Genomic DNA, 12,461 nt, shown 5'->3' with positions numbered 1-12,461 from the left:
GGACGGCGCGGCGGCTCCGCGGATCGCGGCGCCGCGCCCGCCCGCGGGAGCACGTCGGGCCACGGCTCCGCGTCGCGCGGCGCGGGTCGCGCCGGATCCTCGAGCCGCCACGACCGGGACGCGGGCCGGCGCTCCTCGGGCACGACGGGCACGTCGACCGGGCGCGGCGCCTCGCAGGGCGGCCGCGCCTCGCGCGGCAGCGCGAGCGCGTCGGCCGGCGGTCGCGGGGCGCGCAAGAGCGGCTCCGCGTCCCGCGCGGGTCGGGCGACGTCCTCCGCACGGCCCGGTTCGGGCGGCGGCGCGTCGGCCTCGCGCGGCTCGACCGGCCGCGGCTCGACGAGCTCCCGGGGTTCCGGCCGGGGCGGCTCCTCCGCCGGCGGCGGGCGCACGACCGGATCGAGCACCGCGGGCGGGACGGGGCGCGCCAGCACCGCGACGGGCGCGTCCGGCGCGCAGGGGTCGGGCCCGTCCGGCCACGGCTCCGCGGCGGTCCGCGGCGCCGGCACGGGCTCCGCCGCCGACTGATCCGCGCCCGCCCGCGTCGTCGCCGACCGCCGCCCCGAGCGCCCCGCCTCCCGCGCGACGAGCCGCCGCGCGCTCCCGGTCGTCCCGTCCGGCCGGGGCGGCGAACCGGCGCGGCGTCCCTCGCGAAGTTGGCGCGTCAACGCTCCATCTTGCTCCTGACCCCCGGCGCCCCGGCGCGTTGTACCCCTCGACCGCCGCGCCGCAGCGCGCATCGCGGTCGTCAGGCACCGGTGCTCCCGACCCCGCCGCCCGGGCGTTCCCCGGGCGGCGCGTCGCACGCCGGCTCCCCGATCCCCGACACGGAAGGACCCCATGACGTCCACCCGCACGATCACCGCCATCTCCGCGGCAGCGCTCCTCGCCCTGCCGAGCGCCGCCCTCGCCCACGGCAAGGGCAAGGACGACCGCCCGACCACGCGCCCCGTCGCGGTCAGCGGCGCCGTGACCGCCGTCGACGCCCAGGCGAAGACCGTCCAGATCGCGGTCCACGGGCGCGACCGCGGCGCTCGCAGCGCGCCGCGCACGATCACGGTGTCGCTCGGGGACGCGAAGCTCACCGTCCCGGACACGGACGGCGACGGCACGCCGAACGAGATCGAGGACCTCCGCACCGGCGACCGCGTCGTCGCCTTCGGCACGCTCGCCCGCACCGGCGACGCCACGACGCTGACGGCCGCCGCGCTGCGCTCGGTGACGCCGAAGCGCGCGACCCGCACGCTCACCTTCCAGGGCAGCGTCAGCGCCGTCGACGCGTCCGCCAAGACGCTGACGCTCACGGTCGCGCGCGGCAACCGCGCCGCCAAGCCGTTCGTCCGGCAGTCCGTGGCGTTCACGCTCGCCGACGCGAAGGTCAAGGTGGCCGATCGCGACGGCGACGGCAAGCGCAACGAGCTCGACGACCTGCGCGCCGGCGACCGCGCGCTCGTGAGCGTCCGCGTCGCCCGCGACGCGGCGGCGACGCAGCCGTTCGCGGCGCGCAAGGTCGTCGTCCTCGGTGCCCGGAAGGCCCCCCAGCCCAAGCGCAAGGGCGACGACCGCGGCAAGCGGCACGCCAAGGGCCACCGCTAGTCCCCAGCGCGCCTCGCTCCCCACGGCCCGCGTCGCTCCCCCGGCGACGCGGTCCGGGAGCCTCCCCCGGCTCCCGCGCGGCCCCCTCCGCGCACCCCCGGACGAGCCCGGCCCCCCACGGGCCTCGTCCCCCAGCGCGCCCCGTCCCTGGCGCGCCGCCCGTACCGCGGCGGCGCGCCAGGAGCGCGCCGGTCTGCCACGATCCGGCGCCCGATGGTCACCCGCTGCCGCCGCCTGATCGCCTCGCCGCGCTTCGACGCGGCGATCCTCCTCGTCATCGTCGCCAACGCGCTCGTGCTGGGCGCCGAGACCTATCCCGCGGCGGTCGACGCCATCGGCGACGAGCTCCGCCTCGTCAACGACGTCTTCCTCGGCGTCTTCGTCGTCGAGCTCCTCCTCCGGATCGTCGCCGCCGTCGACCCCGCGGGCGTGCGCGCGACGGCGCGGGGCTTCGCGCGCAACCCGTGGAACGTCTTCGACGCGCTCGTCGTCGTCGCGAGCTTCCTGCCGGGGCTGCGCGAGAACGCCACCCTGCTGCGCCTCCTGCGGCTCGCGCGGATCGTGCGCGTCGTCCGCTTCCTCCCGGACCTCCAGGTGATCTTCGGCGCCGTCCTGCGGTCGCTGCCCGGCGTCGCGAGCCTCGCGGTGATGACCGCGCTGCTCATCTACGTCTACGGGATGGTCGGCTGGGTGATCTTCCACGACCACGACCCGGAGCAGTTCGGGACGGTCGGCAGCTCGATGATCACGATGTTCGTGCTGCTCACGCTGGAGAACCTGCCGGACTACATCGCCGGCGGGCGCGAGGTCTCCGACTGGACGCTGCTCTTCTACCTCTCGTACGTCCTCGTCGCGTCGTTCCTCGTCTTCAACCTCTTCATCGGGATCGTCATCTCGTCGATGGAGGAGGCCCGCGAGCGCGACCACGAGCAGCGGCGCCGGGCGCAGCGGCTCGCCGCGGCGGCGACGGAGAACCTCGAGGACGACCTCATCGTCGCGGTCGAGGACCGGATCGAGGAGCTCACGGAGGCGCTCGCGGAGCTGCGGGGCGAGCTGCGCCACCGCCTGGCGACCGACCTCGCCGCGGCCGACGAGCCCGCACGCCGACGCACGCGAGATCCCGACAGCGGGTAGCCGGGCCGGCATGGGTCGCACCGCCGCCATCCTCGACGTCGACGGGACCCTCGTCGACACGAACTACCAGCACGCGCTCTGCTGGTTCGAGGCCCTGCGCCAGCACGGCGCGACGCTGCCCGTCTGGCGGATCCACCGCCACATCGGGATGGGGGGCGACCAGCTCGTCGCGGCGCTCACCGACGACGCCTTCGAGGCCGAGCACGGCGACGACGTGCGCGCGGCCGAGGCGGCGCTCTACGGCGACGCGATCCGCTCCGTCGCGGTGCTCGACGGCGCCGTGGTGCTGCTCGACGCGCTGCGCGAGGAGGGCCGCGAGATCGTCCTGGCGTCCTCGGCGAAGGCCGGCGAGGTCGACCACTACCTCGACCTGCTGGACGCGCGCGAGCGCGTGACCGGGTGGACGACCTCCGCCGACGTCGAGCGCACGAAGCCCCATCCCGACCTCGTCGCCGCGGCGCTCGAGCGGCTCGACGCCGACGAGGCGGTGCTCGTCGGCGACACGCCCTGGGACGTCGAGGCCGCCGAGCGGGCCGGGGTCCCGACGATCGCGGTCCTCACCGGCGGGTTCTCGGAGGCGGAGCTCCGGGACGCCGGAGCGGTCGCCGTGTTCGAGGACGTGCCCCAGCTGCTCGCCCGGCGCGGCGAGACGCCGCTGGGCTGAGCGCCCGGCCGCCGACCCTGCCGGATGCGTGGCGGCGCGGTGGCCGATCGAGGATCATGCGCGCCATGAGCACCGACCTCGCCCCGCCCGCCGGCCCGCTCGTGGCCGTCGTCACCGGCGCCTCGAGCGGCTTCGGCCTCGCGATCGCCCGCCGCCTGCTGCAGGAGCCGGGCGCGCGGGTCGTGCTCGTCGCCCGCCGCGAGGAGCTCCTGGCCCGGCACGCCGACGAGCTCGGCGCCGGCCGTCCGGAGGGCTCGGTGACCTACGTCGCCGTCGACCTCACCGACGACGACGCGCCCGCGACCGTCCGCGACCACGTGCGGGAGCACCACGGGGCGCCGACGCTGCTGGTGAACAACGCCGGCGCGGGCTACCGCGCCCGCTTCGGCGAGGAGCGCGGCGGCTGGGAGAACGTCCGCAAGACGATGGCGATCAACTTCGACGCCGTCGTGCGGCTCACGGAGGCGCTGCTGCCGGACCTGCGCCGCGCCGCGCCGAGCTCGATCGTGAACATCAGCTCGACCGCCGCCCGCGTGGGGCGCGCCGGTGCGGCCGCGTACTCGGCGTCGAAGGCCGCCCTGGCGCTCTGGACCGACGGGCTGCGCGCCGAGGAGGCGCCCTACGGCGTCCACGTCGGCAACGTCCTGCCGGGCTTCATCCCGACGGAGGGCTTCCCGCAGACCGAGCTGGTGAACCATCGCTTCGGCCACCTCATCCTCGGCACGCCCGAGCAGGTCGGCGAGGCCGTGATCGAGACCGGCCTCCGCGGCAAGGCGGAGCGCTACGTCCCGCGCAAGTACGAGATCGCCGCCGCCCTGCGCGGCGCGCTGCCGGGGGTCGTGCTGAAGGTCATGGGCTCCGACAAGGCCCGGACGCTCACCCCGAAGAGCGGCTCCGACGACCCGGCCGCCGCCCCGAAGACGTCGACCTCCGCCTGAGGACGCGCGTGCCGGGAGCGGAGCAGGAGCCCGAGGCCTGGCGGGCGCCGATGCGCTCGCGGGTCCTCGACCTGCCGCCCGGCACCGAGGCCGCCGACGCCGTCGCGCGGGGCCGCTGCGCGATCGGCGGCGTCGTGGCGCCGGCGCCCGAGTCGCTCGACGAGGCGCTGGCCGCGGTGGCCGACCGCCACGGCGAGCGCTTCGCCGCCCGGCTGCGCCGCTTCGCCGCGCTCCCGGAGGGGACCTTCGTCTGGACGCGCGAGGCGGACGGGTGCTACCGCCTCGGGCGCCTCGCGGGCCCCTGGCGCTACGAGGCGGACCACGAGGAGCTCGACCTGCCGCACGCCCGGCCGGCCCGCTGGCTCGACGACCGTCTCGCCGAGGAGGACGTCCCGCCGTCGGTCGCGGAGACGTTCGGCCGCGGCGGACGCAACCTCCAGCGGATCCACGATCCCGACGCCGGCCCGGCGTCGGCCGCGCTCTGGCGGGCGGCCACGGGCGCCTGAGCACCGCCGGGACGCGACCGCGCCGTCCCGCCGCCGGGGCGGGACCGCGGACCGCCGCCCGCGGACCACGTTCGCGCCTCGCACCCGTCTCCGCGGGCCCGGCCGGCGCCCGGTCGAGCGACACCGGGACCGCGGCGGTCGTCGCGTAGCGTTCCGGCCATCAGCGCCCCGGCCGACTTCCCGATCGCGATCGAGCAGCGCGGCGCCCACGCGCCGCCCGAGCTCGTGCTCGACGTCCCGCGCCGGATGAACGACGCCGTCCGGCGGATCCCCGGGCGCTACTTCGACTGGGGGGCGAAGCGCTGGCGCGCCCCGCTCTCGCCGCGGGCCGCGGGGATCGTCAAGCGGCTGCTCGAGGACCGCGAGGCCGGCCTGCGCCCCGACGCGCGAGCCGCCGAGTGGCTCGCGGGGCTCGCCGGGTGGCAGGGCGAGGTCCGCGTGCTGGAGACCGACGACGGTCCGCGCCTCGCGGTCGCCAGCGTCTACGGCCGCCCGCCCGCCGGTCTCGTGGCGGCCGCGCTCGCGGAGCTGCCCGCCGCCGACGGCGACGCACCGCCGTCCGTCGCCGGGGACGACGAGGAGCCGCCGCCGGGCGGGCCGGTCCACCTGCTGCCGTTCGACGCCGCGGGCGTCGCGATCCTCGACCGGCTCCCGGAGCTCGCGGTCGACCCCACCGCGATGCTCGCCGCGGCCGAGCTGCGGATCGGGCGCCGGCCGGCCGCGGCGACCCTGCGCGCCGGCCGCGACGAGCACGAGCAGCCGACGATCGAGCTGCTGCCCGGCTGGAGCCGGCGCGCCCAGCTCGCGTTCGCGGCGCTGCCCGACGCCCAGGCCCGCGAGACGACGAGCAGCGCCTTCCACGGCCCGCGTCGCCAGTCGCACCGCCGCGGGGACGCGGAGATCGGGCTCGACACGGTCGTCGTCGTGCCGTCCGATGCGGCGCTCGTGGCCCAGCTCGACGCGCTGCTCGCCGAGCACCCGGCGATCCACGTCACGCCCGCGGCCTCCGACCGCCTCGCCGCGCTGCGCGCGGAGCAGGAGCAGCGGGCCGAGACGATCGCGCTCTCCTCCGCCGAGCGCGCGAACGCGGTCCGGCGGACGGTCGGCGGCGAGCCGCTGCGACTCGGCGGCGAGCTGCAGCCGTTCCAGCACGCGGGGGTCCGGTACGCCCTGCGCCAGCGGCGGACCTTCCTCGCCGACGAGCAGGGACTGGGCAAGACCGTCCAGGCGCTCGCCGCGCTCGAGGCCGACGGGGCGCTGCCGGCCGTCGTCGTCTGCCCGGCCGGGATGAAGCTCACCTGGGCGCGCGAGGCCGGCCGCTGGCTGCCCCACCGCCGCGTCGCCGTGCTGCACGGGCGCGCCGGGCATCAGTGGGCGCCGGGGGCCGACGCCCCGGACGCCGACCTCGTCGTCCTGAACTACGAGCTGCTCGAGGCCCACCACGACGCGCTCGTCGCGCGCGGTCCCCGCGCCGTCGTCTTCGACGAGTCCCACTACTGCAAGAGCCCGTCGGCGAAGCGGACGAAGGCCGCCCTGCGGCTGGCCGGCGCGATCCCGCCGGACGGCCTGAAGCTCGCCCTCACCGGGACCCCGATCCTCAACCAGCCGCGCGAGCTGACGAGCCAGCTGCGGCTCATCGATCGGCTGCGCGACTTCGGCTCGGGCGCCGAGCTCGCCCGGCGGTTCCGCGGCGAGAACGGCGACTGGTCCCATCAGCGCCTGCACTGGCACCTGCGCGCCCACGGCTACGTCCGCCGGCTGAAGGCCGACGTCCTGCCGCAGCTGCCGGCCAAGCGCCACGTCGACGTGCCGCTGCCGCTGGCCAACGCCGAGGAGTACCGCCTGGCCGAGCACGACGTCATCGCGTGGCTGCGCAGCCAGCCGCTGGACCTCGACGAGCTCGACGCGAAGGTCGCCGCCGCCCTGCGCGCCGAGCAGCTCGTGCGCCTGAACCAGCTGCGCCGGCTCTCCGCCCTCGGCAAGCTGCCGGCGGCGATGACCTGGGTCGCCGACTTCCTCGCCCACGGCGAGCCGCTCGTGCTCTTCGCGCAGCACCGCGAGGTCCAGGTCGCGCTGCTGCGGCGCTTCCCCGCCGCGCTCCACGTCCTGGGCGACGACGACGCGCGCGCCCGTGACGAGGCGGTGCGGCGGTTCCAGTCCGGCGAGCCGGCCGACCCGCCGGCGAGCCCGCCGGTCGTCGACCTCGATCTCGCGCGGCGGGTGCCGAAGGGCCGCCCCGGCGACGGCGACGGCCTCATCGTCTGCTCGCTCCGCGCCGCGGGCCAGGGGATCACGCTGACCCGGGCGTCGAACGTCGCGTTCCTCGAGCTCGACTGGACGCCGGCGCTCCACGACCAAGCCGAGGACCGCTGTCACCGGATCGGCCAGCACGACGCCGTGACCGCCTGGTACCTCCTCGCCGACGAGGGCGTCGACGGCGAGATGCAGGAGGTGATCGCCCGCAAGCGCGAGCTCATCGACGCGGTGGTCGACGGTCGCGCGCGCGAGGTCGAGCCGGTGAGCCTCGCCGTGGTGCGCGCGCTGCGCGGGCGCGCGAGCTCCTAGCGGCCGCCGCGCCGCCGGCCCACGAGCCGCGGCGTCGCGACCGCTCCGACGCCCGGCGGCGCCCGCGAGGGTCGCGGGCGGCGCGCGGAACCGGCCTACAGCAGCGGCCCGAAGGCCGTGCGGTCCGCCGCGGGGTCGCCGGCCGAGAGCAACCGGGCGACCCAGTCGACCCCGGTCCGGTCGAGCACCGGCGCCGCGACGGTCACGCGCGTGCCGGGGCGGGCGCGTCGCGGCACCGCCCGGACCTCGCCGCGCACCGGCACGGCGTCGAGCCCCGCGGCGTCCAGCCGCGCCCGGACCTCGGCGACCTGCGCCATCAGCCCGCCCACGAGCCGGTGCCGCTCGTCGTCGGCGAGCCACGGCCAGCGACGTGAGCGCAGGGCGGCGACGAACCGCCGTCCCACGACGATCGTCACGCCGTCGCAGCGCACGACGATGCGGTCGACGGGCGGCAGGTCGGCCCGAAGCCGGCACGTCCCGAGGACGCGCGGCGGGACGTCACGACCGGTCGCCGACGGGTCGGAGCTCGAGCCGGCGGAGGGCACCACGCGAAGCATGGCTCATGGTCGTCGCTGCGGGCGTTCGGCGGGGGCGCGATGGACGGATCGCCGAGCGGGTTTTCCCGCCCGTTGCAGCGCGTTCGGGAACCCTTCTGCGGGCGCCCGAACGAATCCCCCTCTCGAGGGTTGGAGTTCGGGTGCCCTTTCGCTATCGTCCGAGAGGTGCAGGACCACCAGCACCGACTGGACCCCGCGCCGGTGACCTTCCCGACGGCGGGCTTCCGCGCGCGCCGCTGGCAGCGCTTCGAGCGCGACCTCGCGCTGTGGCTCGCCACGCCCGACGGGCAGTTCGCGCGCTGGCGCGCCGAGCAGGCCGTCGCCGAGCGCTAGGAGCGCCGAGCGCCTCCCCCGGTCCCGCCCCGGCGTCGCCGGGCCGGGACCCGACGGCCGGGCCGATCGGCCCCCGCCGTCCCAACGCGACCGCCCCGCCACGGCCCCCCGGGGCGCGCACGCTTGGGCCGGCCCGCCCGGCGAGCCCCGCCCGCGAGCCCGGACGAGCGCGCTGGAGCCGCGCGGCAGCCCGGCGGGACCACGGGCCGCACCCCGGCGCCCCCGGACCTCGGCCGTCCCACGCGGTAGCCGCGGCCGACCGACGGGTACGAGGAGGACGTCCCCTGCTCCCCTCGCCACCCGGGCCGCGCAGCACGGGCACCCGGGTTCGGCGACCCGACCGAAGACCGACCGTCGCGGTACGGATTTTGAGTCGCTGGTTATTTGAAGGAACTTGTTACAATGAGCGGCACCGCACCCTCCCCGACGAAGGAGCACACGATGACCACCACCCATCACGCGAAGGTCGGGATCCTCTCCGACGCCAACGCCGAGAAGCGCGAGGAGATCCTCGAGCTCCTCACGACGGCCTACTGGATGGAGATGGAGACGGTCGTCAACTACCTCGCCAACGCGGCGAACCTCGACGGCATCCGCGCGAAGGAGATCGCCGCCGACCTCGGGGGCGACGTCCAGGAGGAGCTCGGGCACGCGAAGCTCTTCGCCGACCGCATCAAGGCGCTCTACGGCACGCCCCCCGGCTCGGCCGACTTCCCGAGCGATCAGCCGTACCTGCAGCCGCAGGAGGACGGCACCGACGTCGTCTCGGTGATCAAGGGCGTGATCGAGGCCGAGGCCGGCGCGATCGAGCATTACAACCGCATCATCGAGGTCACCGACGGCGTCGACTGGGCGACCCAGGACATGGTCATCGCCATCCTCCAGGACGAGGAGGGCCACATGCGGACCTACGAGCGGTACCTCGCCGAGTACCAGTGAGCCGCTGAGCCCGCCGCTCCGGCGGCGCTCCCACGACCCGGGCGGCGCGCAGGCCGCCCTCCCTCATCCGACGCCGGCCTCGCGCCGGCGTCGGCGCGTTCGGGCCCGGTCGGCGGCCGTGGCCGCCGACCGCCCCGGCCCCGTCGCGGGGCCGCTCCGGGCGCGTCAGGACGCTAGGCGGCGTACCCGGATCTCGGGCTCGGCCGGCTCCTTGGCCAGCGGCGCGGCGAAGAGCGCCGACAGCAGCGCCCCGGGCACCGGCCCGCTCAGCGCGTCGTCGAGGTCGACGGCGGCCGCGTGCTGGTCGCGGTCGTGGTCCCGGTGGGTGGGGGACGCGGGGACAGGGCGCACGGAGGACCTCGGGGCTCGCTCGGGGGACGACACACGGGCTGCATCGGATGGGCGCCGGCGCGACTTGAGCCCGGACCCGGATGAACCAACGGGACGTCGCCCGGATGGCCAGGGCCGTGGACGAACGACGGACCGCTGGTCGGCGGACGATCGTTCGGGCTACAGTGCGCCGCCGTCTCGCAAGGTCCGCTGACGCCACTCGAGCACGCGTCGCCGCTTCTGCCGCTGCGCCTCGTCGTCGGCCGGCACGAGGCCGACGGCGATGTCGACGTAGGCGGGGCCGACCGCCGCGAGCAGCGCGTCGTCGAGCGCGCGCACCTGGTTGCGCTCCCAGGTCACGCCCTCGCGGAACACGCGCTCGATCGCGTCGAGGTCGACCCCGCGCACGGCGGCGCGCAGGGCCTCGACGGTCTCGATCCCCGCGGCGAGGGCGTGTCGCCGGATCCACTCCTCGCTGCCGGCCCCGCGACTGGGCGGTGCGTCGGGGAAGAGCTCCGCCAGCAGCGAGCGCAGCGCCCGGGCGGTCAGCCGGCTGCCGGCCGGCTGCGGCGGCTGCTCCCCCGCGTCGCCCGTGGTCCGCGCCGCGGGACCCGCGGGGCCGCCGGGCACGTTCGACGCCGCGGCGGCGTCGTCGATCTCCTGCAGCAGCTCGTCGACCATCTCGATCAGCGCCGCGGCGCGGTCGAACTTCCGCGACACGCGGGAGCCGGCGGCGCCCTTGTAGCGCGACGCGTGCTCGAGCTCGGCCCAGACGTGCTGCAGCTGCGTCCGCAGCTGGACCTCGACGGTCGGCACGCCGTAGCCCTTCGGCGGCGTCGGAACCTGCAGCGGTCGGCCCGGGTCGACGAGGACGTGCAGGCTCTGGTACCCGAACTGGCGCTCCGCGGCCGCCTCGGAGCCCTTGTGGCGAACCTCGCGGACGGTCAGCCCGTCGTCCTCGCCGATGGCCTGGGCCACGGCCTCGACCTGCGCGGGGAGGAACGTCACGACCCTGAGGGCGAGCTGGTCGGTCACCTCGTCGACCGGCTCGCGGTACCGCGGCCGGGCGCCGTCCTCGGGGTGCGGGAGCGCGGCCTTCTGGGCGAAGGACGCCGGGGTCTTGATCCGCCAGTGGACCTCGGACTGGCCCGGCGGGATCCCGGCGCCCGCGATCAGCTCGCGCACGTGGTGCTCCAGCAGCTCGCCGAGCCGGCGCAGGAACGCCTGGTAGGAGGGCAGCTCGTAGTGGGTCCGGGCGTGGACGGCGTGATCGCGCAACGAGGCGGGCATCGTCGAGGGCCAAGCCTTCCAGAGCGACCGGACTCCGGCCGGGTCGCCGGCCTCAGCGGCGTCGCATCGCCCGCCACTCGTCGAGCACGACCCGCTCCCGCACGCCGGCGGCGCCGGTCGTGTCGAGCGTCAGGTCGTGGGCGGCATCGTCGCACCAGACGCCGGGGTGGCGGTCCAGCCAGCGCTGCGCGTCCGCGGCGCCCTCCGCGATCAGGCGCTCGACGAACACCTCGTCGAAGAGCAGGAAGCTCAGGAGCTCCCCCCGCGCGCCCGTCCGGGCGCCGCCGAGCAGGCGGGAGGCCACCGCCAGGTCGGGATGGCGCCAGCCCCGCACGCCCGCGTAGCGCTCCTGGAACACCTCGTCGGCGATCCGGCCGATCCGCCCCCGCTCCGCGGGTGCGACGAGGGCGTAGGAGATGCGCCGGAACGCCGGCTTGCCCCGCGCGGCCCGCTCGGCGCGCGACCCGGCGTGCACGGGCCCGATGCCGCCGTCCTGCGCGAGGAACGAGTTGATCGACGCCATCCGGTGCACGTCGTCGGCGACCTGATCGACGAGGAGGCCGTCGAGGACGTTCGCCGCGACGTCGGCGAGCCGCGCGCCGCCCGTCATCGTGCGCGGCGCCGCGGTGCGGGCCGCGAACGGCTCGAGGCCGATGACGATGACGCGGTCGGCCCCCAGCGCGAGGGCCGGGGCCAGCGGCGCGTTGAGCCGCACGCCGCCGTCGATGTACTGGTCGGCCGCCTCGGGCGGCGTGGTCACCTCGACGGGCGGGAAGAGCAGCGGGATGGCCGCGCTCGCGCGGACGTGATCGGGCCGGACCCCGTCGACGGGCACCCAGCGCAGCCCGTCGGTGGGACCGGCCGCCGGCGCCCGGCCGTCGGTCGCGTGGAGGAAGCCCACCGGTCCGCCGCCGCGCAACGCGGTCGCGATGACGCACAGCGCCTCGAGCCGCCCCGCCGCGACGTTCTCGCGCGCATCGCGCCAGTCCACCCACCGCTCGAGCGACGCGGCGAGCGGCCGCGCGTCGAGCAGGCCCGAGAGCCGCACGCCCGGGACCTGCAGGACCTCGCCGACGGCCCGCAGCCCGCTGGTCAGGAGCGACGGCCCGAGCACCGGGCGGATCACGTCGTCCTTGCGCATCGAGCGCCACGTCTCCTGGGCGAGCGCCGCCTGGTCCGCCAGCGGCAGGTGCGCGACCGACGCGAGGAACGCGGCGTTGATCGCGCCGACGGAGGTGCCGCACGCGATCGCCGGCCGCTCGCCCCGCGCTGCGAGCGCCGGCGCCAGCACGGAGAGCGCGCCGACCTCGTACGCCCCGCGCGCCCCGCCCCCGGGGAGGACGACCGCGATCCGACGGCGGCCACCGTCCCGGTCCCCGGGCCCGGCGGCCGGCGACGCGCCGGCGACGACGGGACGGCCGGCGACGCGGTCGGCGAGACGTGCGGTGCTGGGTGCGCCCATCCCGATCCAGGGTCGCGCGTGCCGCGGGCCGGCCGGTTGGCCCGCTGGAGCGGAACGGCGACCCCCGTCCCGCCCCGGCGGCGCCGTCGTCGCGCATCCGCATGGGTCGCGGCCGAACGGGTACGCACGATCGACCCCGACCCCCATCGA

General features: G+C 77.1%; 12 protein-coding genes. 8 read left to right on the top strand and 4 right to left on the bottom strand.

All coding sequences use genetic code 11. The features are described from left to right. The first annotated feature begins 837 nt into the window (after window positions 1–837). The 6 genes from SK069_RS11145 to SK069_RS11120 all read left to right on the top strand — a co-directional run bounded on the left by SK069_RS11145 (window position 838) and on the right by SK069_RS11120 (window position 7,400). Window positions 838–1,593: a hypothetical protein gene (locus tag SK069_RS11145; protein WP_319954305.1), complete on the top strand. Its 756-nt coding sequence runs from the start codon at window positions 838–840 to the stop codon at window positions 1,591–1,593. A gap of 213 nt (window positions 1,594–1,806) precedes the next feature. Further along, window positions 1,807–2,727 (top strand): ion transporter, encoded by a 921-nt coding sequence (locus tag SK069_RS11140; RefSeq protein ID WP_319954304.1) that lies wholly within the window; start codon window positions 1,807–1,809, stop codon window positions 2,725–2,727. Window positions 2,728–2,737: 10 nt separating this feature from the next. Next, a complete protein-coding gene (locus tag SK069_RS11135; protein ID WP_319954303.1) occupies window positions 2,738–3,391 on the top strand; it encodes an HAD family hydrolase in 654 nt (217 codons plus the stop codon). A 65-nt stretch (window positions 3,392–3,456) separates the two neighbouring features. Continuing rightward, a complete protein-coding gene (locus SK069_RS11130; protein ID WP_319954302.1) occupies window positions 3,457–4,329 on the top strand; it encodes an SDR family NAD(P)-dependent oxidoreductase in 873 nt (290 codons plus the stop codon). A gap of 8 nt (window positions 4,330–4,337) precedes the next feature. Then, window positions 4,338–4,835 (top strand): hypothetical protein, encoded by a 498-nt coding sequence (locus SK069_RS11125; RefSeq protein WP_319954301.1) that lies wholly within the window; start codon window positions 4,338–4,340, stop codon window positions 4,833–4,835. A gap of 225 nt (window positions 4,836–5,060) precedes the next feature. Beyond that, window positions 5,061–7,400, top strand: coding sequence for a DEAD/DEAH box helicase (locus tag SK069_RS11120; RefSeq protein ID WP_319954300.1), 2,340 nt, complete (start codon window positions 5,061–5,063; stop codon window positions 7,398–7,400). 95 nt (window positions 7,401–7,495) lie between these two features. Here SK069_RS11120 and SK069_RS11115 read toward each other — a convergent pair whose 3' ends face one another. Then, window positions 7,496–7,957 carry a hypothetical protein gene (locus SK069_RS11115; RefSeq protein WP_319954299.1) on the bottom strand — a complete coding sequence of 154 codons (462 nt, stop codon included), beginning with the start codon at window positions 7,955–7,957 and terminating at the stop codon, window positions 7,496–7,498. 165 nt (window positions 7,958–8,122) lie between these two features. On the opposite strand from SK069_RS11115, the gene SK069_RS11110 reads away from it, so the two are divergent. Together SK069_RS11110 and SK069_RS11105 are read left to right on the top strand one after the other, a co-directional pair. Beyond that, the gene (locus SK069_RS11110) at window positions 8,123–8,290 is read left to right on the top strand and encodes a hypothetical protein (protein ID WP_319954298.1); all 168 of its coding nucleotides are present in this window, start codon (window positions 8,123–8,125) and stop codon (window positions 8,288–8,290) included. Window positions 8,291–8,692: 402 nt separating this feature from the next. Continuing rightward, entirely contained in the window at window positions 8,693–9,229 is a 537-nt protein-coding gene (locus tag SK069_RS11105; RefSeq protein ID WP_319954297.1) for a ferritin-like domain-containing protein, read from the top strand. A 165-nt stretch (window positions 9,230–9,394) separates the two neighbouring features. On the opposite strand, the gene SK069_RS11100 is transcribed toward SK069_RS11105, so the two are convergent. From SK069_RS11100 to SK069_RS11090, 3 genes are all read right to left on the bottom strand, one after another. After that, on the bottom strand, window positions 9,395–9,580 hold the full coding sequence (locus tag SK069_RS11100) for a hypothetical protein (RefSeq protein ID WP_319954296.1): 186 nt from the start codon (window positions 9,578–9,580) through the stop codon (window positions 9,395–9,397). A 159-nt stretch (window positions 9,581–9,739) separates the two neighbouring features. After that, entirely contained in the window at window positions 9,740–10,849 is a 1,110-nt protein-coding gene (locus SK069_RS11095) for a GTP pyrophosphokinase (RefSeq protein WP_319954295.1), read from the bottom strand. A 52-nt stretch (window positions 10,850–10,901) separates the two neighbouring features. Continuing rightward, window positions 10,902–12,311, bottom strand: coding sequence for a patatin-like phospholipase family protein (locus tag SK069_RS11090; protein ID WP_319954294.1), 1,410 nt, complete (start codon window positions 12,309–12,311; stop codon window positions 10,902–10,904). Window positions 12,312–12,461 lie beyond the last annotated feature (150 nt).

The sequence above is a fragment of the Patulibacter brassicae genome, assembly GCF_033949425.1.
In the GTDB taxonomy this organism is placed as follows: domain Bacteria; phylum Actinomycetota; class Thermoleophilia; order Solirubrobacterales; family Solirubrobacteraceae; genus Patulibacter; species Patulibacter brassicae.
Note: the sequence above shows the minus strand (reverse complement) of the source record. Positions and strands in the feature narration are given on the sequence as shown.

Coding starts and splice junctions, on each gene's coding strand:
- SK069_RS11135 (WP_319954303.1), top strand. CDS start 2,738: ATGGGTCGCACCGCCGCCATCCTCGACGTCGACGGGACCCTCGTCGAC.
- SK069_RS11105 (WP_319954297.1), top strand. CDS start 8,693: ATGAGCGGCACCGCACCCTCCCCGACGAAGGAGCACACGATGACCACC.
- SK069_RS11140 (WP_319954304.1), top strand. CDS start 1,807: ATGGTCACCCGCTGCCGCCGCCTGATCGCCTCGCCGCGCTTCGACGCG.
- SK069_RS11115 (WP_319954299.1), bottom strand. CDS start 7,957: ATGCTTCGCGTGGTGCCCTCCGCCGGCTCGAGCTCCGACCCGTCGGCG.
- SK069_RS11095 (WP_319954295.1), bottom strand. CDS start 10,849: ATGCCCGCCTCGTTGCGCGATCACGCCGTCCACGCCCGGACCCACTAC.
- SK069_RS11090 (WP_319954294.1), bottom strand. CDS start 12,311: ATGGGCGCACCCAGCACCGCACGTCTCGCCGACCGCGTCGCCGGCCGT.
- SK069_RS11145 (WP_319954305.1), top strand. CDS start 838: ATGACGTCCACCCGCACGATCACCGCCATCTCCGCGGCAGCGCTCCTC.
- SK069_RS11130 (WP_319954302.1), top strand. CDS start 3,457: ATGAGCACCGACCTCGCCCCGCCCGCCGGCCCGCTCGTGGCCGTCGTC.